Below are 19,235 nucleotides of genomic sequence, written 5' to 3' on the forward strand. Positions count from 1 at the left end.
CATCTATCCTGCTTATCATCAATATTACTACCAATGAACTACTGAACAAATGAACCAGTGAACGTTTCTTCACGAAGAAAGCTTCGGGCAATTAGTATTACTCGGCTATGATGTCACCACCTTTATACCTGTAACCTATCAACGTAGTAGTCTCCTACGACCCTCAATGGAAGTCTCATCTTGTGGCTAGTTTCGCACTTAGATGCTTTCAGCGCTTATCTATTCCCAACGTAGCTACTCTGCAGTACACCTGGCGGCATAACAGATTCACCAGAGGTTAGTCCAACCCGGTCCTCTCGTACTAAGGTCAGCCCCACTCAAACTTCCTACGCCCACAACAGATAGGGACCGAACTGTCTCGCGACGTTCTGAACCCAGCTCGCGTGCCACTTTAATGAGCGAACAGCTCAACCCTTGGGACCTTCTCCAGCCCCAGGATGTGACGAGCCGACATCGAGGTGCCAAACCTCCCCGTCGATATGAGCTCTTGGGGGAGATCAGCCTGTTATCCCCAGCGTACCTTTTATCCTTTGAGCGATGGCCCTTCCATGCAGAACCACCGGATCACTATATCCGTCTTTCGACCCAGCTCGACTTGTCTGTCTCACTGTCAAGCAAGCTTATGCTATTGCACTCCGCGTACGGTTACCAAGCGTACTGAGCTTACCTTTGAAAGCCTCCGTTACCTTTTTGGAGGCGACCACCCCAGTCAAACTACCCGCCAAACAATGTTCTCCACATCGTAGAGTTAGACACCAAATACAGAAAGGGTGGTATTTCAACGTTGACTAACCAACTCCTAGCGAAGCTGGATCACAGTCTCCCACCTATCCTACACATCCTGTATCCGATATCAATGTTAAGCTATAGTGAAGGTGCATGGGGTCTTTCCGTCCCGTTGCGGGTAACCGGCGTCTTCACCGATACCACAATTTCACCGAGCTCATGGCTGAGACAGCGCCCAGATCGTTACACCATTCGTGCAGGTCGGAACTTACCCGACAAGGAATTTCGCTACCTTAGGACCGTTATAGTTACGGCCGCCGTTTACTGGGGCTTCGATTCAATGCTTCGCCTTGCGACTAACATCCCTCTTAACCTTCCAGCACCGGGCAGGTGTCAGGCCATATACGTCATCTTGCGATTTTGCATAGCCATGTGTTTTTGTTAAACAGTCGCCTGGGCCTTTTCACTGCGGCTGACATTGCTGCCAGCGCCCCTTCTCCCGAAGTTACAGGGCCATTTTGCCGAGTTCCTTAGCCATGATTCACTCGAGCACCTTAGGATTCTCTCCTCGACTACCTGTGTCGGTTTACGGTACGGGTTTTTAATACCTGAAGCTTAGCGGGTTTTCTTGGAAGTCTGATTACCTGAACTATCACCTCGTCCGAAGATTTGGTGTACTATCAGCTTTCAGCAAAATTTGCGTACTTAACTACAAACTCTATACCTACAGCCTTTAACGAACTATTCCGTCAGTTCGCGTCAGTGTCACTACTCCGTCACCGCATCGCAGTATTAAAAAGTACTGGAATATTAACCAGTTGTCCATCGGCTACGCCTGTCGGCTTCACCTTAGGCCCCGACTAACCCTGATCCGATTAGCGTTGATCAGGAAACCTTAGTCTTTCGGTGGGCGGGTTTCTCTCCCGCCTTATCGTTACTTATGCCTACATTTGCTTTTCTATTCCCTCCACAGTCAGTTACCTTCCTGCTTCGCCGGATAATAGAATGCTCCCCTACCAGTCACATTACTGTGAATCCATAGCTTCGGTATACTGCTTGATGCCCGTTTATTATCCATGCCCGATCGCTCGACTAGTGAGCTGTTACGCACTCTTTAAATGAATGGCTGCTTCCAAGCCAACATCCTAGCTGTCTGTGCAATCGGACCTCGTTAGTTCAACTTAGCAATAATTTAGGGACCTTAGCTGATGGTCTGGGTTCTTTCCCTCTCGGCCATGGACCTTAGCACCCATAGCCTCACTCCAGCGTATATTATAAAGCATTCGGAGTTTATCTGGATTTGGTAGGATTTGACTCCCCCGCACCCAATTAGTAGCTCTACCTCTTTATAACTCAACCGCCAGGCTGTTCCTAAAAACATTTCGGGGAGTACGAGCTATTTCCCAGTTTGATTAGCCTTTCACCCCTACCCACAAGTCATCCGGAAACTTTTCAACGTTTATCGGTTCGGTCCTCCAGTACCTGTTACGGCACCTTCAACCTGCCCATGGGTAGATCACAAGGTTTCGCGTCTACCTCCCCTGACTATACGCCCTTTTCAGACTCGCTTTCGCTTCGGATCCGTGTCTTAAACACTTAACCTTGCCAGGGAAGAGTAACTCGTAGGCTCATTATGCAAAAGGCACGCCGTCACCCGTTGCCAGGCTCCGACCGCTTGTAAGTACACGGTTTCAGGTTCTATTTCACTCCCCTGTTCGGGGTTCTTTTCACCTTTCCCTCACGGTACTGGTTCACTATCGGTCTCTCAGGAGTATTTAGCCTTACCGGATGGTGCCGGCAAATTCCCACAAGGCGTCTCCGACCTCGCGGTACTCAGGATACCACTATCCTATTATCAATTACCCGTACGCAGCTCTCATGCTCTATGGCCGGGTTTCCCACCCCGTTCCGGTTCTCTTTAATATTCATGTTGTGGTCCTACAACCCCCATATTGCCGTAACAATATAGGTTTGGGCTTCTTCCATTTCGCTCGCCACTACTCTGGAAATCACTTTTGTTTTCTCTTCCTCTGCTTACTTAGATGTTTCAGTTCGGCAGGTTAGCGCATTCTGCAGTTATTCTTCAAATAACTAGGTTTCCCCATTCGGAAATTACCGGATCAAATCTTATTTGCAAATCCCCGGTACTTATCGCAGCTTATCACGTCCTTCTTCGCCTCTGAGAGCCAAGGCATCCCCCGTGTACCCTTTCTTACTTTCTTCTACTCTTGCGCCTTTTGCGCCGCAAGGTATGTCTTTATTTAGATCGGTCATTAAGTCATTGTTTCATTTGCTCATTACCTTGCGGTTTTGATCTCCTGAAGCTTTTGAACTCAACAACGTCTCTATCTGTTGTTTTCTCTTGTTTTCAATTACTTCTTCCAATATGTCAAAGAACGTTTTGATCCTCCGTCATTCTTTCATTCTAGCATTAAATCATTTTTCAATGACTCAATGACCTGATGATTTAATGACTTCCGGTTCAATGTGGAGAATAACGGATTCGAACCGTTGACCCCCTGCGTGCAAGGCAGGTGCTCTAGCCAGCTGAGCTAATCCCCTTTCAGATGAGTCCGCAGTTTGTAGTTTGCAGTTGCAGTTTTTCTCTTATTACTGCTGCTGCTACTTCTTACTGCTGCTTACCCTTGTAGTCCCGAGCAGATTTGAACTGCTGACCCCTACATTATCAGTGTAGTGCTCTAACCAAGCTGAGCTACAGGACTGTGTTTTTTAGTTGCAGTTATCAGTTGCAGTTTGCAGGATCTTTCTACCTACTGCTGCTGCCACTGCTTACTGCCACTCGTGTCCTGGCCTCAGCGGCCGGCCCACATCGATGGCTTCATCTTCTGGGTTTCCTTTTGTCTTTTTTTGTGTTTTAAGAAATTATCATGTAGGTAACAGTCTTGAGTCACTGCTCGCAAATCTGCTCCAGAAAGGAGGTATTCCAGCCACACCTTCCGGTACGGCTACCTTGTTACGACTTAGCCCCAGTTACCGACTTTACCCTAGGACGCTCCTTGCGGTTACGCACTTCAGGCACTTCCAGCTTCCATGGCTTGACGGGCGGTGTGTACAAGGCCCGGGAACGTATTCACCGCGTCATTGCTGATACGCGATTACTAGCGAATCCAACTTCACGGGGTCGAGTTGCAGACCCCGATCCGAACTGTGAATGACTTTGTGAGATTGGCATCCTGTTGCCAGGTAGCTGCCCTCTGTATCATCCATTGTAGCACGTGTGTAGCCCCGGACGTAAGGGCCATGATGACTTGACGTCGTCCCCTCCTTCCTCTCTATTTGCATAGGCAGTCTGTTTAGAGTCCCCACCTTAAATGCTGGCAACTAAACATAGGGGTTGCGCTCGTTGCGGGACTTAACCCAACACCTCACGGCACGAGCTGACGACAGCCATGCAGCACCTAGTTTCGTGTTCCGAAGAACTGTGACGTCTCTGTCACATTCACTAACTTTCAAGCCCGGGTAAGGTTCCTCGCGTATCATCGAATTAAACCACATGCTCCTCCGCTTGTGCGGGCCCCGTCAATTCCTTTGAGTTTCACCCTTGCGGGCGTACTCCCCAGGTGGAACACTTAACGCTTTCGCTTAGACGCTGACCGTATATCGCCAACATCGAGTGTTCATCGTTTAGGGCGTGGACTACCAGGGTATCTAATCCTGTTTGATCCCCACGCTTTCGTGCCTCAGCGTCAATCATACCATAGTAAGCTGCCTTCGCAATTGGTGTTCTGTGACATATCTATGCATTTCACCGCTACTTGTCACATTCCGCCTACTTCTAGTACATTCAAGCCCATCAGTATCAAGGGCACTGCGATAGTTGAGCTACCGTCTTTCACCCCTGACTTAACAGGCCGCCTACGCACCCTTTAAACCCAATAAATCCGGATAACGCTCGGATCCTCCGTATTACCGCGGCTGCTGGCACGGAGTTAGCCGATCCTTATTCTCAAGGTACATTCAACTCGGTACACGTACCGAGGTTTATTCCCCTGCAAAAGCAGTTTACAACCCATAGGGCCGTCTTCCTGCACGCGGCATGGCTGGTTCAGACTTCCGTCCATTGACCAATATTCCTTACTGCTGCCTCCCGTAGGAGTCTGGTCCGTGTCTCAGTACCAGTGTGGGGGTCATCCTCTCAGATCCCCTAAACATCGTAGCCTTGGTATGCCGTTACCACACCAACTAGCTAATGTTGCGCATGCCCATCTTAGTCCTATAAATATTTGATCATCAAACGATGCCATTCAATGATGTTATGCGGTCTTAATCTCTCTTTCGAGAGGCTATCCCCTGACTAAGGTAGGTTACATACGTGTTACGCACCCGTGCGCCACTCTCATCGGGAGCAAGCTCCCAAATCCCGTCCGACTTGCATGTATTAGGCCTGCCGCTAGCGTTCATCCTGAGCCAGGATCAAACTCTCCATTGTAAAATGTTTTGTTTGTTCACTGACCCTATTATTAATTAATAGAATCTGTATTATTATATCTTTATACAGTTCGCTTGCTTTTTTTGTAACTCTTCAGCTTGTATTGGCCTTAGCCTTTACGCGCCTCCCGTTACGCTACATGATTTCCATTTCTTAAAAGAACTTGCTCGCTTCCCCATCTCAGTTCAGCTATATAATCTTTCGGTGTTAACCGTTTTGATTTGTCAGTTTATCCGGTGAGAATCGCTCTCTTTCCGTTTTGATTCCAAAGGCCTAAAACCCTCATCCTCTTCTCTTTAGAAGCTTTTAAACTTCTTCCCGCTTGGGCTGCAAAGGTAACAACCTTTTTCTCTTTTCCAAAACTTTTTTTTCTTTTTTTTGGACCCGCTCAACCTCTCTCTTCTCCCCGTTTGCGGGCTGCAAAGGTGTGAATTATTTTCCAGTCTCACAAAAGATTTTAACAATCTTTTTTCGCTTTCCTTTTCACTTTCAACCTTTAAAGAACCAACCCCGCTTCCTCGTTTGCGGGCTGCAAAGGTAGTCACTTTTTACCCTCTTCCAAATTATTTCTGAGTATTCTTCCCGTCTTTTCACTAACTCACTATTCCTCAACGAGAAAAAGTTAGAACAATGGTTAAAAACATCGACATTACATTCCCAATTGCTTGCTCCAACACTATATTATCCTTGTTTAACATATATATACTATATGTTTTGAGCAACCGGATATAGTTATTAACGAATGTACATTACTAACTACTGCGCCCGCGTTAGGGATAGCAGCGTAAAGCCCACAGCGCGCATTGGCCTCGGGTGCCGACAAAGCGAGGACTTGCAGCGGATAGCCCGGGCCGAAGGTAACGCCCTCATTCAGTTGGCGGCTGAGAGCAGGCAGTTAGCAGGTAGAAAAACCAGAAACTATATATTTAACTTCTACCCCTTTTGTCTGAACCTTGATTTATAGATTTCCCGGAGGTAAAGATTTCTTCTATAGAGATGGATGAACTATGGCTATTCTCTCAATTATTGTCAAGTAATTTAATCTTGACCACACTTACCTTCTTTACCCGAATCCATACCTTATATAATAGCATTGTCTCGAGATACAGAATCTTCTTAATTGACGTTAATAAATCTATACTAAGATGAGTGTTTGTGCATCCCACTTTTACAACACACAAAATCAAGCTTAATTGATGTTAATTTTAAAACTCAAACGTTAAAAACCGCCAATAGTTAAAAGATGTTAAATACATAATGTATATAAGCCCCGAGCCAATGCCTCGTTATATATTAGCGGCTAAATAAATAATTGACTGATTTATATTAAAAATCTATCTTTGCAGAATGTTTAAAAAGCAACTAACGTTATTAGCCAGTGTTTTAGCTATCGTAATTATTACGCTTGGCAGTTGTAAAAGCAAATACGAAAAGTTAAAAGCCAGTAACGACTACGCCAAAAAATACCAGGAGGCTATTAAGTACTATAATAAAAAGGACTATAACAAAGCTTTAGGACTATTTGAGGTACTGGTTGAACGTTACCGCGGCCGTGAAGGTGCCGAGGATCTTTTTTACTATTACGCGTTTACGTACTACAAACAAAAAGACTATACATCGGCCAGGTATCACTTTAAAACATTCGCGGATACCTATCCTTCAAGCCCAAGGGCTGAGGAGTGCCGCTTCTTTTCGGCTTATTGCTACTATCTTGATTCGCCGATTTATTCACTTGACCAGGATAATACGTTAAAAGCAATTGACGCTTTACAGTTGTTCATTAACCTTTATCCAAAAAGCGATCGTGTGGCTGAGGCCAGCAAGCTGATCCAGAATCTGCGCGACAAATTGGAAACTAAAGCTTATGCCAACGCCAAACTTTATTTAACTATCAGCGATTATCAATCGGCAGTGATTGCGTTCAACAACGCGCTGCGCGATTACCCTGATACCAAATACGGCGAGGAAATGGAATACCTTATTGTTAAAGCACAATATCAATATGCTTACCATAGCTTTGAAACCAAGCAGGAAGAGCGTTTTAACCAAGCAATAGCCTACGCCGACCAGTTTTCTGAAAAATATCCGAACAGCAAATACTTGCACGAAACACAGGTTTATGTAAAAGATAGCCAGCAAGGCATTAAACAAGCCCAACGTCTTATTGCCGAAGCTACTACCAACTCAAAGCTTGCTAAAAAGCTTGCTAAAAAAGATACTGTAACAACAACAGCGCCGTCTGAGAAAAATCAGCCGCAAAAAATACCATATTAATTAAGATATATTAAAGAGTTAAATTAAGATATGACAGCTAACAACAGTAATAAACCAGCAGCAGCCAGCAGCACTGTAACCCGCGATTTACGCGAGCTGGATACCAAAACCGAGAACATCTATGAGTCGCTTGTGATTATGTCAAAAAGGGCCAACCAGATCTCGAATAACATAAAAGAAGAGCTTCACCAGAAACTTTCTGAATTTGCGTCATCAAATGATAACCTTGAAGAAGTGTTTGAAAACCGTGAGCAAATTGAAATTTCAAAACATTACGAAAAACTTCCTAAACCATCATTGGTTGCAGTTCAGGAGTTCTTAGATGGTAAAGTTTACTATCGTAACCCAACTAAAGAAGTTTAGTTTCCCGGCTCCCAAGCGGGAAGCAGGAAATTATTTATAAAATAGAAAAAACTCCCCTATCGGGAGTTTTTTCTATTTTAGCCTATATTTATTCTTTCGCCTGTAGGTGAACCTGAGCTTATGCTTAAAGATAAAAACATTGTTTTAGGAGTTTGTGGTAGTATTGCCGCTTACAAAGCTGCATTACTGGTAAGGTTATTGGTTAAAGCTGGCGCCAACGTTAAAGTAGTGATGACTACCGATGCCACGCATTTTATCACTCCGCTTACACTTTCAACCCTTTCAAAAAATCCAATACTGGTTGAGTATTTTAAAGCCGATACCGGCGAATGGAACAACCATGTTGAACTTGGTCTTTGGGCAGATCTGCTGATCATTGCTCCCGCTACAGCCAATACCCTTGCTAAAATGGCCAATGGGCTTTGCGATAACCTGCTTAGTGCTGTATACCTGTCTGCCAAATGTCCGGTTTATTTTGCCCCGGCTATGGACCTGGATATGTGGCTGCACCCGGTTACCCGCCAAAACATAAGCAGGTTACAGTCTTTTGGTAATATCATGATCTCGCCGGGAACCGGCGAGCTGGCCAGTGGACTTTATGGCGAAGGCCGGATGGCCGAACCTGAAGAGATTGTTGCTTTTTTGGAAGCCGAATCAAAAAAAAAACTTCTTTTAGTCGGTCATAAAGTACTAGTAACTGCCGGACCAACTTATGAAGCCATAGACCCGGTTAGATTTATCGGCAATCATTCATCAGGCAAAATGGGATTCGCTATCGCTGATGTATTGGCTGCTATGGGTGCCGACGTAACTTTAGTAACCGGTCCCACGGCTCAAACAAGCAAACAACAAAACATAAAACGGGTAGATGTTACTTCGGCGGCGCAAATGCTTGAGGCTTGCCTCGCTGTTTATAGCGATGCGAAAGCATGTATCATGAGTGCTGCCGTGGCCGATTATACCCCGGCTAATGTGGCTACTCAAAAAATCAAGAAGCAAGATGGAGACCTTACCATCGAACTGAAGAAAACTACCGATATACTAAAAACCCTGGGCGAGGCTAAACGCGAAGGGCAAATACTGGTTGGCTTCGCGTTGGAAACCAACGACGAGGAAATGAACGCAATAACCAAACTGCAAAAGAAAAATCTTGATTTTATTGTTTTAAATTCGCTCAATGACGCGGGTGCCGGTTTTGCGGGTGATACCAATAAAATTACCATTATTGACCGAGAGCTTAAACAAACTTCTTTCGATTTAAAAAGCAAGGAGGCTGTTGCCCGCGATATTTGCGATAAAGTTGCCCAACTGATAAACGGATGAAAAAACTGCTGCTTTACACGGTGTTGATGGTTTGTTGTTACCGGGCTATAGGCCAGGACCTGAATGCCCGTGTACAGGTATTATCGCCCAAGATCCAGGTTGCCAATAAACGTGTTTTCCAAACCCTGGAAACCGCCATGAAGGATTTCCTGAATGGCCGCAAGTGGAGCGCCGACCCGATCTTGCCGCAGGAAAGAATAGATTGCAATTTTGTTCTGAATGTTACCAACTGGGATGGCAGCAGCAATTTTACCGGCGAACTGCAGGTGCAGTCGTCAAGGCCTGTGTATGGTTCATCCTATACCTCTACCCTGTTAAACCTCAATGATAAAGACATCAGCTTTAGTTATACCGAAGGTCAAACTATCGATTACACCGATCAAAACTTTCAGGGTAATTTGAGTTCCATCATGGCTTTTTATGCCAACATTATTATTGGAGTTGATTACGATACGTTTTCGAAATTTGGCGGCACACCTTATTTTTTGGCAGCTCAAACCATTGTAACCAATGCGCAAACATCGTCATACAGCGGTTGGAAAGCGTTTGACGGAAACGTGAACCGTTACTGGTTATCCGAAAACCTGAACAATAAAATATATAACCCGCTACGCAGCTTCCTATATGATTATCACCGAAACGGCCTCGATATCATGTCTGACAATGTAAACAAAGGTCGAAAAGCTATTGACGGCCTGTTACCGCTGCTACAACAGGTAGACCGCCAGCGCGTGGGCGCTATGCTGCCGCTTATATTTTATACTGCGAAAAGCGATGAGCTGGTTTCTATTTACAGCAAAGCAGATAACCAGGAGCGCCTAACCGCCATGAACTTGTTTTTACAGCTTGACCCGGCTAACGGGAATAAGTACCAAACTTTGCAAAAGTAGCGAAGGTACTCCACTTAGCGAGCGCGAAGCATCAGTCATTTATACATATCTTAACCGAAAACCTATCGCTATGCAACTAAATCTTAATTATTGGAAAGTTATTCTATTATTAGCTCCATTCATCGTTGCATCGCTACTCATGGATTTGGGATACACTCCAGGCAATTCACACAAAAACGCTTTGGAAATCGCCAATTATCTTTTAATAATCGATATCCTGCTTGTAAATGCGTGTCAGGTAACTATGTTCTTAGGATTTATTAAAGCCACAAATAAAAATGATCTGTATTTTAAGATTAATGCACTCATTCCTATAGCCTTTCTAATTATTTACTTATCATATGTAATCTATACTTCATTCGCATATCCTCACATAAAGTCAAACCATGGCCCATTAAAAAAGTCGGATCTTCATGGTAACACATTAATACTTTTTATCTTCCTGATCCATGCAGCCATTAACTTTCTTTTTACAAACAATAATTATGTATCATGGGAAATAAAGAAAATAAAAGACCCCGATAAGCAGGCTGAACTAAAGAGCAAATATTTAAAACCAATGAAGATGTTAGTCAGAACATCGGTACTGGTGATGATAGCGAGCTTACTTCTCTCAGCTATAATAGATCTTTGCCAACTGCCTTATTAAATACTATTCTTTTATTCTTATAAGATAAAACTGATCTAAAGTAGCGGCCCTCTTCTTTTTGATGATAAAAGGCAGGCTCAGGTTTTCATGAGGAAAATCCTGAAAAGATTTAACAACACTATAGTCAATTCCTTTGCCCTTCAATTCTGCTACCGCTTTTTCATCGGCTACTATGATCCGGTTCTTCAGGCTGTCGGTTTTCAAGATGGCGTCGACGTTAGTGTATGTGGCATCCCCCTTGTAGTAAAAATCGAAAGTATTTGATAAAACCGCCGCGCTTACTTTTTGCTGCGGATAGTTTTGATTGAGATACTCGGCGGCAGAAAGATCCCCGCGGTAAGCGACTATTGTTGGATAAGCAACAGTAACCAGGTAAGCATTTACCAGTATTGACACAGCGCAGGTAAATAAAAATACAGGTTGATAAACTGTTGTTGGCCTTCTGTAAATGTAGATAGCTAATCCTGCAAATCCTGCTATTAACAAAACAAACACCAGCCAGCATTCGGGCGCGAAAACGAAGTTAAGCGCGATAACAGCTATCAGCAAAAGCGCCGTAATGAGGTATTGCGAAATTTTAAAAAACTTTAACTCGGCACCAACTTTTAACGACCTGATTAAAACCGCGGTAATAATTGCAAAAAACGGGAACAGGATGTTGGTATAAAACGGCAATTGAAATTTAGAGGCAGAGAAGATCAGCAACATCAATACCCCGCCTGAAATGCACAAGTATTCGGGTTGAGCTATTCGTTTAACCATTTTCCTGATGGTTGCATAAAGCGCATAAAACAGGAGAACAGCCCATGGCGCAAAAGCCCAAAGCAGGGTGTGCACAAAAAATAGTTTATCGCCATGGCTATTGGTGATATAGCCATTATTGTTAAAACGCCCAAACTGGCTATCCCACAAAAACCAATGGATGCCGGAAATTCCTGTGCGACCAAAAACAACTTTCTCCGGGTGTAGATCAAACTGGGTATATACCGAATAGATTTCGGGCAGGGTAAATATCACAACCAGGATAAACGAGAGCAGCCATTTCCAATGGAAAACGCCCTTGATATTTCCTTTAAACAGATAATCGCCAATAACAGATGCTCCTATCGGGATAAGCAGGTAAATGCCTTTAGTCATCACCGCGCATCCTGTAAATATGGATGCCAGTAGTATATCCGCTATGCTGAATTTCTCTTTTACTTTATAAAAATGATAAACAGCGCCCATGAGCAAGCCCATAATATAAGGCTCGGCACGTACATCGGTGTTCGACATTACGCTATGCTGGGCAGTTAGTAATATCAGGATAGCGATAATAGCTGTTTCATCGCCATAAAACTTTTTGGCCAGCTTATAGGTGTAAACCACCGCCATAAAAAAGAACAACAATGCAGGCAGCTTATAAGCAATGGTATTTACGCCGAAGATTTTGAAGCTGACAGCGATAACCCAGAAAGGAAAATGGGGTTTATCGAGCCAGTCGCTTCCATGATACATCAAATCGGTGAAATTATTGCTTTGCGCCATGCTCCTGGCCAGGGCCGAGTACAGGGCCCCGTCATCAGTAAAGAATTTGATGCCGATACCTGCAATATTAAGCACGATGGCTAATAGCAGCACTATAAAATAAGGCCGTTTTTGCGATGAAAAAATTGAAGCTGCTGAACTATCCACTAAAAATATTTATGCCCAAAAATAGCTGAATTTTAATTATTCCACGGCAGGTATTTGGGTTGGCTTTGGCTGATAAGCGCAGGCCGAACTTTATTTAGCGGTAGTCCATTCAATACCTGTTCGTATAAAGCTAAATATGCTGTGGCCATTTTACCGATATTGAAATTATCGGCCGCGTATTGGTGGCAATATTGTTTGTTAAAACTTTCAACATTTTTAAGTCCGGCGGCTAATTCAGCTTTACTTGCCGATAGCAGGCCAACCTCTGTAGGCACCAACTCGGGTAACGATCCGTAAGGCGTACCAAAAACCGGGCAGCCAAAATAAAGACTTTCAACAATAGCTATCCCAAACGGCTCATGCCACAGTACCGGAAAAAGCAATGCCTTTGAGCTATTCATCACTACCGACTTTGCTTCATCACCAACCATCCCCTTGAAACGAACGTTTAGATTAGGTGTAAAGCGCAAACCCATTTTTAGGTTGAGGCGGGAGCCACCAAGTACTATTAGCTTGTTTCCGCTCATGGTGGCAACATCAATAGCCCCTTTCACGTTTTTTACCCGCCAGGCGGCTTTAGCTAAAAAGTGTGTATGTGTCCGTTTATGATCAAGCTCGGGCTTTTGATAATCGGCGGTATCTATAGCGTTATGTATAAACACCGTTGAGCCATGACGTTCCGCATGATTGGCTGATACAAACACCGAGTTAACATCTAACTGAGCGCTTCCCGGGTTATTATGCACCGTAATGATGTATGGCTTCTTTGTAAAACCATTCACCTGGAACTGAAAGTGTACCACATCAATATCATCGGGCACCTGCTGGTTTATGTCAACAGCAGGATCATAGATCAACACTTTGGCGAATGGGCATGATGATCCAGCCCCTACCAAATACGTAACATTATGCCCCAACCGGTTCAATTCCCGGCCAAGCCACCAGATAATACGCTCGGTACCACCATATTTAGTTGCCGGAATTTGAGTGTTGTTTACGATGAGGATATTCATAGATGTTTGGGGCAAAGGTAATAATCTGCTTATTCTATTTCAGCGTTTAACAAAATGCATTAATAGTTTTAACAGATTAGTATATTCACTTAAAAAATCCATTCCTGTCACAATGAAACTTAAGTTAACTTTTTTACTGATGACTGTTGTCTGCTTTGCACGGCCAGTTTCCGCCCAAAACTATATGGCCGATTTTAAGGCCCTTGTAGCCAAAGATGATACCGCAGCTGCATTTAAACTATTGCAAGGCTGGCAAAAGACCGGCACAAACGATCCTGATTTTTACATAGCCAGCGCTAACTATTATGCAAAAAAAGGGTTAACCGAAGTTTTGAGCCTTCAAAAAGATCAGCCGGCAGGTCAAAGCTTTGTGCTTAAAGATAGTACCGGCAAGGTTGCCGGTTACCTTGGCGGCAGGCCAGCATATAATTCAACTTACCTGAATAAAGCATTCGACAATCTTGATGCAGGCATAACCAAATTTCCGAACAGGCTGGATATCCGTTTTGGCAAAGTTTACCTGCTTGGCAAAACCGAAGACTACAAAGCTTTTGCCGAAGAAATCATCAAAGCAGTTAACTATGGTCAAACTATTAGTTTTAAATGGCTTTGGAGCGAAGGTAAATCCATTGAAAATCCGGAGGATTTTATGCTCAGCAATATCCAGACTTACATTATTCAATTATATAACGCCGGCGACCAAAACATGGATTATATCCGCGATGTATCTCTCGCCATTTTGAAATACAAGCCGGATAACGTTGTAAGCCTGTCCGATCTTTCTATCAGCTATCTTACTAAAAAAGATTACACCAATGCGTTGGAAGTCCTGCTGAAAGCCGAGAAGCTGGCCCCTCATGACTATATAGTTTTAAATAACATTGCCTATTGCTACGAGTTGCAGGGCAACAAGCCAAACGCGGTTAAATACTACCAACTTGTAAAACAATATGGCGACGAGGAAGCGAAAGTGAAAGCAGATAAAAAGGTAGCCGAACTCAGTAAACATTAAATTTTACTTCCTGAACCATTTTCTGCTGGCCACTAACAACCCAAACTCTTCCGAAGGATATTTTTCGGTTGATTTATGATGAATTTTATGTGCCCTGCGGATACCGGCCAGGTAGCGGTTATCGCTTTTAAAAGCCTTGAACCGGTTGTGAATAAACCAATCATGGAAAATAAAATAGATAATGCCATAAATGCTGATACCGGTACCTATCCAAAAGCGGTAATCCAAACTCAAATGCCCTATCCACATCAGCCATAAGGCAAAAGCGGCAAAGCCGATGCTAAACAGGTCGTTCAACTCAAACCAGCCATGCCTTTGCTGATGATGCGTTTTGTGAATAAACCACAATGGCCCATGGAATAAATATTTATGCATAGCCCAGGAGAGCAGTTCCATAAACGCTATGGTTAATAATACAATTCCGATGTTGGCCAATACATTCATATTATTTAGCTGCTATGTTCTGTGCTATCAGGTTTTCCATTTTTAGGGTATTTTCATCTTCGTTATCCCCATAGCCGGTCTTCTTGAAAATCAGCTTTCCTTGCTTATTGAAGATAATAACCGTTGGATATCCCCTAAAACCAAACTGCCTGTCGGGGCATTTAGTTTTGTCGTCGGGTGTATATTTAGCTATAACTTTGCCCGTGTAGATTTTTTCGTTACAACCGGGAATAAAGTATACCGGTAATTTAAAATCCTGCCGTTTACTAAAATCCTTATACATTCTAACAAAATTATCTATCGATTTATCCTGTGCTATAAACCGCTTAACTATGCCGCTATCGGTTTGACATAGCGTTATGAAACAAAAGTTCTTATTGTCTTTGTACTTAGCGTAAAGTTTATGCAGCATACCCATCTCACGAAAACACGGCGGACAGGGCACAAACCAACAGTCAATAAACAACACTTTATTTTTTCCTAATTGCTTTAGCGTAGTATGTTTTCCGCTGATATCGTAAACTTCAATATCAGGTACTGATTTAATGGTTTTGGTTTGTGCATGGCATATGAAGCCAAACAAAATTAAAAATGCGAATAAGGAATAGGTTATAACTTTCATAGCGAAGGTATTTACCACTAACTTAAAACTAAAAAAGCGGCTATCAAATGATAACCGCTTTTAAATCATAAAAATCCGATATCGAAAATCCGATATCCGAAATTATTAAATATGTATCGCTCTGTTTTCAGTAGCAGCTAAACACGCTTCACGCATAGCTTCGGTGTAAGTTGGGTGGGCATGGCTCATGCGTGAAATATCTTCGGCACTTGCACGGTACTCCATAGCTACAACAGCCTCGGCTATCATATCGGCAGCACGCGGACCAATCATGTGTACACCTAAAATTTCGTCGGTTGTCGCATCTGCTAATACTTTTACAAAGCCGTCCAGGTCACCGCTTGCACGGGCACGACCGCTTGCTTTGAATGGGAACGAACCTGTTTTGTATTTAACACCGGCTGCTTTTAATTGCTCTTCTGTTTGACCAACTGCGGCAACTTCCGGCCAGGTATAAACTACACCCGGGATCAGGTTATAATCAATATGTGGTTTTTGGCCGGCAATGATCTCGGCAACCAGCGTACCTTCGTCTTCTGCCTTGTGAGCAAGCATCGCACCTTTTATCACGTCGCCAATAGCATAAACACCTTTAACTTTGGTTTCCAGGTGCTCGTCAACCGTAATTTTACGGCCACGCTCTTCAACAGTGATGCCGATATTTTCCAAACCTAAACCATCGGTGTAAGCAATACGGCCAACAGCTACCAGGCAGTAATCACCTTTAAGTTCCAGCTTTTCGCCTTTTGGTGTATCGCAGCTCACAGTTACTTCTTTTCCTTTTACCGTGGCGCCGGTAACTTTGTGGCCCAGGTAAAATTCCATACCCAGTTTGGTCAATACTTTCTGTAACTCACGACCTAAGCCTTTATCCATAGTTGGGATAATGCCGTCCATAAATTCAATTACAGATACCTTGGCACCTAAACGTGCATAAACCGAACCTAACTCCAAACCAATAACGCCACCACCAATTAATACCAGGTGTTTAGGCACTTCGCTCAGGCTTAAAGCTTCGGTTGAAGTGATAACACGTTTTTTATCGATAGGCAAAAATGGCAGTGCCGATGGTTTTGAACCTGTAGCAATGATCACATTTTTAGCGGTGATCTCGGTAGTAGTACCATCGCTCTTTTTAACAACAATGGTGTTTTTATCTTTAAATGAACCCACACCAAAATGGGTATCAATTTTATTTTTCTTCATCAGGTAGCTGATACCGCTGGTATTAGCGTCAACAACCTGTTGTTTACGTTTGATCATCTGCCCAAAATCGATAGTCAGGTTTTCAAGGTTGATGCCATGTGTTTTAAAAGCATGGGCAGCATTATGGTAATGTTCAGATGAATCAAGCAGCGCCTTTGACGGGATACAGCCAACATTGAGGCAGGTACCGCCAAGGGTATTATACTTTTCAACAATTGCGGTTTTTAAACCAAGCTGGGCACAACGGATAGCGGCTACATAACCACCGGGGCCCGAACCTATAACTATAACATCATATTGCATAGTAGTGTGTATTTTATGGTGGGCAAAGTTAAGGATTATTGTCTGAACCTGAATTTATCGAGTTAAGGAATTATCAGAATACCAGGCAAATTAAATGAATTTCTAATATTCATTTGATTCATACAAAATCCCGGCAATCTTTTAATCCCACAAATCATGGTTCGGATTTATCTCAAACCAACAGCATTTTACCCCATTTTGTAACAGAACAATTGATAAATCGGTTTATCCTGAACTGTTTATTAAATTAGCCCAATTAACACGACTGATCTCATGAAGAAAATTAATTTATTTTTTGTGCTGGTATTATTATATACCGGCGTTAATGCCCAAAGCAATTATGTGAAGGAGCATTTTACCAAAAAAGATGTGTACATCACCATGCGCGATGGTGTAAAACTGTTCACTTCTATTTATACTCCCAAGGATGCTTCTTCGCAAAACAAGTATCCGATGATGATGCAGCGTACCTGCTACAGCATTGCCCCATACGGTGAGGACAAATACCCTGCAAGACTCGGCCCGTCTGAAATTATGATGAAAGAGGGCTATATTTTTGTTTACCAGGATGTGCGCGGCCGCTGGAAAAGTGAAGGTACCTGGACCAACATGACCCCGGTTATAGACAACAAGAAAAGCAAAAAAGATGTTGACGAAGGTTCCGACACTTATGACACTATAGACTGGTTGGTTAAAAACGTAGCTAACAACAATGGCAAAGTTGGCCAGTACGGTATCTCCTACCCGGGCTTTTATACCGCCGCAGGTATCCTTTCCAACCACCCGGCGCTTAAGGCATCATCACCGCAGGCTCCTATTTCCGATTTCTTTTTTGATGATTTTCACCATAACGGCGCTTTTATTGAAGGTTACTTTTTTACCTTCCCGGTATTTGGTGTTCAAAAAACCGACACTACCAGCAAAGCCTGGTATACCATGCTAAAACCTGATAGCAAAGATGGTTATCAGTATTTGTTAGATCTCGGCCCGCTTAAAAATGCTGATAAGTTTTACCACGATAATTTCTTCTGGCAGGAAACTATTAACCATCCTAACTACGATGAGTTTTGGCAAAAACGTGGGTTGCTGAAACACTACGGTAAAGTAAAACCTGCCGTGATGCTGGTTGGCGGTTGGTTTGATGCCGAAGACTTAACCGGTCCGCTGGCTATTTATAAAACCATTAACAAGTCAGATCCAAACGCATATAATACCATTGTGATGGGGCCGTTTGGTCATGGCCGCTGGTCGCGCGAAACCGGGCATACCATGCACAGCAATGTTTATTTTGGCGATAGCGTGGCTACCTTCTACCAAAAAAATATCGAAGCTAAATTCTTCAACCACTTTTTGAAAGGCAATGGTGATAAAAACTCGGGGTTACCAAATGCCTATATGTTTAACACCGGTAAAAAAGAATGGGCCACTTTTGACAAATGGCCTGCGGCCAATGCCGTACACGAAAAAATGTTTTTAGGTGCCGATGGCAAGCTTGCTAATACTCAACCGGCAACAGCAGGTTCTGTATCATATGTTAGCGATCCGCTTAAACCGGTTCCTTATACCGAAGATAATACCACCACTATGGGCTTTACGCCGCATAATTACATGAGCGAGGATCAGCGCTTTGCAGGTCGCCGCCCGGATGTATTGGTTTACCAGAGCGAGGTATTAAATGACGATGTTACCCTTGGCGGCGAGATCATGGCGCACCTTAAAATTGCCACCACCGGCACCGACGCCGATTTTGTTGTGAAGCTGATTGACGTTTACCCGGCTGACGAACCGAACAACCCGTACATGCCAAACAAAAACATTATCCTGAGCAATTACTGGCAAATGGTACGTTCTGAAGTGATGCCGGCACGTTTCCGCAATAGCTTTGAAAAACCGGAAGCTTTGGTAGCCAATCAAAAAACAGATGTGAATTTCCGTCTGCAGGATGTGCTGCATACCTTCAAAAAAGGTCACCGCATCATGATCCAGGTACAAAGTACCTGGTTCCCTATAGTAGCACGTAATCCGCAAAAGTTTGTGGAAAACCCGTATAAAGCTGATGAAAGCGATTATATCAAAGCAACCGAAACGGTTTATAATGATAGCTTTATTGATGTGCAGGTGCTGAAGTAAGAGGTTGGTGATTAGAGGTTAACCACCTCGGATGTCATTTCGACCGCAGGGAGAAATCTTATACAAGTGAAGAGCAGGCACGCTAAGCGAGCATACAGGGTGTATAAGATTTCTCTTCCGCCCCGGCCCCTTCTGCTTCATCGAAATGACATCTGT

General features: G+C 43.5%; 12 protein-coding genes, 2 tRNA genes and 2 rRNA genes. 7 read left to right on the forward strand and 9 right to left on the reverse strand.

Translation table 11 applies throughout. The features are described 5' to 3' along the window. Positions 1 to 71 precede the first annotated feature (71 nt). From DEO27_RS23060 to DEO27_RS23075, 4 genes are all read right to left on the reverse strand, one after another. A 23S ribosomal RNA gene (locus DEO27_RS23060) occupies positions 72 to 2,949 on the reverse strand. A 265-nt stretch (positions 2,950 to 3,214) separates the two neighbouring features. Then, positions 3,215 to 3,287: transfer RNA gene (locus DEO27_RS23065), tRNA-Ala, on the reverse strand. An 87-nt stretch (positions 3,288 to 3,374) separates the two neighbouring features. After that, a tRNA-Ile gene (locus DEO27_RS23070) sits at positions 3,375 to 3,449 on the reverse strand. Between the two features lie 209 nt (positions 3,450 to 3,658). After that, positions 3,659 to 5,176, reverse strand: a 16S ribosomal RNA gene (locus DEO27_RS23075). Together the 16S and 23S rRNA genes with 2 tRNA genes alongside form the textbook arrangement of a ribosomal RNA operon. 1,347 nt (positions 5,177 to 6,523) lie before the next feature. Between DEO27_RS23075 and DEO27_RS23080 the strand changes: the two genes are divergently transcribed. The 5 genes from DEO27_RS23080 (at position 6,524) to DEO27_RS23100 (ending at position 10,675) form a co-directional block, all read left to right on the forward strand. Continuing rightward, the gene (locus DEO27_RS23080) at positions 6,524 to 7,450 is read left to right on the forward strand and encodes an outer membrane protein assembly factor BamD (protein WP_112575790.1); all 927 of its coding nucleotides are present in this window, start codon (positions 6,524 to 6,526) and stop codon (positions 7,448 to 7,450) included. Between the two features lie 30 nt (positions 7,451 to 7,480). Next, positions 7,481 to 7,813 carry a DNA-directed RNA polymerase subunit omega gene (locus DEO27_RS23085; protein WP_112575789.1) on the forward strand — a complete coding sequence of 111 codons (333 nt, stop codon included), beginning with the start codon at positions 7,481 to 7,483 and terminating at the stop codon, positions 7,811 to 7,813. A gap of 120 nt (positions 7,814 to 7,933) precedes the next feature. Further along, positions 7,934 to 9,136, forward strand: a complete 1,203-nt coding sequence (gene coaBC, locus DEO27_RS23090) for a bifunctional phosphopantothenoylcysteine decarboxylase/phosphopantothenate--cysteine ligase CoaBC (protein WP_112575788.1) — start codon at positions 7,934 to 7,936, stop codon at positions 9,134 to 9,136. After that, complete coding sequence (locus DEO27_RS23095) at positions 9,133 to 10,026, forward strand: DUF4835 family protein (protein WP_112575787.1); 894 nt, start codon at positions 9,133 to 9,135, stop codon at positions 10,024 to 10,026. The genes coaBC and DEO27_RS23095 overlap by 4 nt, the downstream gene beginning before the upstream one ends. Positions 10,027 to 10,096: 70 nt before the next feature. Then, positions 10,097 to 10,675, forward strand: coding sequence for a hypothetical protein (locus DEO27_RS23100; protein ID WP_112575786.1), 579 nt, complete (start codon positions 10,097 to 10,099; stop codon positions 10,673 to 10,675). Positions 10,676 to 10,678: 3 nt separating this feature from the next. Here DEO27_RS23100 and DEO27_RS23105 read toward each other — a convergent pair whose 3' ends face one another. Further along, positions 10,679 to 12,349 carry an ArnT family glycosyltransferase gene (locus DEO27_RS23105; protein WP_112575785.1) on the reverse strand — a complete coding sequence of 557 codons (1,671 nt, stop codon included), beginning with the start codon at positions 12,347 to 12,349 and terminating at the stop codon, positions 10,679 to 10,681. Between the two features lie 32 nt (positions 12,350 to 12,381). Further along, positions 12,382 to 13,362 (reverse strand): glycosyltransferase, encoded by a 981-nt coding sequence (locus DEO27_RS23110; RefSeq protein ID WP_112575784.1) that lies wholly within the window; start codon positions 13,360 to 13,362, stop codon positions 12,382 to 12,384. Positions 13,363 to 13,474: 112 nt separating this feature from the next. Here DEO27_RS23110 and DEO27_RS23115 point away from each other — a divergent pair, with 112 nt between their 5' ends. Beyond that, positions 13,475 to 14,374, forward strand: coding sequence for a tetratricopeptide repeat protein (locus DEO27_RS23115; RefSeq protein WP_146750148.1), 900 nt, complete (start codon positions 13,475 to 13,477; stop codon positions 14,372 to 14,374). A gap of 3 nt (positions 14,375 to 14,377) precedes the next feature. On the opposite strand, the gene DEO27_RS23120 is transcribed toward DEO27_RS23115, so the two are convergent. From DEO27_RS23120 to lpdA, 3 genes are all read right to left on the reverse strand, one after another. After that, the gene (locus DEO27_RS23120; RefSeq protein WP_112575782.1) at positions 14,378 to 14,818 is read right to left on the reverse strand and encodes a sterol desaturase family protein; all 441 of its coding nucleotides are present in this window, start codon (positions 14,816 to 14,818) and stop codon (positions 14,378 to 14,380) included. A 1-nt stretch (position 14,819) separates the two neighbouring features. Beyond that, a complete protein-coding gene (locus DEO27_RS23125; protein ID WP_112575781.1) occupies positions 14,820 to 15,440 on the reverse strand; it encodes a TlpA family protein disulfide reductase in 621 nt (206 codons plus the stop codon). 105 nt (positions 15,441 to 15,545) lie between these two features. Then, positions 15,546 to 16,949, reverse strand: coding sequence for a dihydrolipoyl dehydrogenase (gene lpdA / locus DEO27_RS23130; RefSeq protein WP_112575780.1), 1,404 nt, complete (start codon positions 16,947 to 16,949; stop codon positions 15,546 to 15,548). A 273-nt stretch (positions 16,950 to 17,222) separates the two neighbouring features. Here lpdA and DEO27_RS23135 point away from each other — a divergent pair, with 273 nt between their 5' ends. Then, the gene (locus tag DEO27_RS23135) at positions 17,223 to 19,079 is read left to right on the forward strand and encodes a CocE/NonD family hydrolase (protein ID WP_112575779.1); all 1,857 of its coding nucleotides are present in this window, start codon (positions 17,223 to 17,225) and stop codon (positions 19,077 to 19,079) included. Positions 19,080 to 19,235 lie beyond the last annotated feature (156 nt).

The organism is Mucilaginibacter rubeus, from assembly GCF_003286415.2.
GTDB lineage: Bacteria > Bacteroidota > Bacteroidia > Sphingobacteriales > Sphingobacteriaceae > Mucilaginibacter > Mucilaginibacter rubeus_A.

Bases quoted from the DNA above. Each gene is read 5' to 3' on its own strand.
- DEO27_RS23080 (WP_112575790.1), top strand. From the start codon at position 6,524: ATGTTTAAAAAGCAACTAACGTTATTAGCCAGTGTTTTAGCTATCGTA.
- DEO27_RS23085 (WP_112575789.1), top strand. From the start codon at position 7,481: ATGACAGCTAACAACAGTAATAAACCAGCAGCAGCCAGCAGCACTGTA.
- coaBC (WP_112575788.1), top strand. From the start codon at position 7,934: ATGCTTAAAGATAAAAACATTGTTTTAGGAGTTTGTGGTAGTATTGCC.
- DEO27_RS23095 (WP_112575787.1), top strand. From the start codon at position 9,133: ATGAAAAAACTGCTGCTTTACACGGTGTTGATGGTTTGTTGTTACCGG.
- DEO27_RS23100 (WP_112575786.1), top strand. From the start codon at position 10,097: ATGCAACTAAATCTTAATTATTGGAAAGTTATTCTATTATTAGCTCCA.
- DEO27_RS23110 (WP_112575784.1), bottom strand. From the start codon at position 13,362: ATGAATATCCTCATCGTAAACAACACTCAAATTCCGGCAACTAAATAT.
- DEO27_RS23115 (WP_146750148.1), top strand. From the start codon at position 13,475: ATGAAACTTAAGTTAACTTTTTTACTGATGACTGTTGTCTGCTTTGCA.
- DEO27_RS23120 (WP_112575782.1), bottom strand. From the start codon at position 14,818: ATGAATGTATTGGCCAACATCGGAATTGTATTATTAACCATAGCGTTT.
- DEO27_RS23125 (WP_112575781.1), bottom strand. From the start codon at position 15,440: ATGAAAGTTATAACCTATTCCTTATTCGCATTTTTAATTTTGTTTGGC.
- lpdA (WP_112575780.1), bottom strand. From the start codon at position 16,949: ATGCAATATGATGTTATAGTTATAGGTTCGGGCCCCGGTGGTTATGTA.
- DEO27_RS23135 (WP_112575779.1), top strand. From the start codon at position 17,223: ATGAAGAAAATTAATTTATTTTTTGTGCTGGTATTATTATATACCGGC.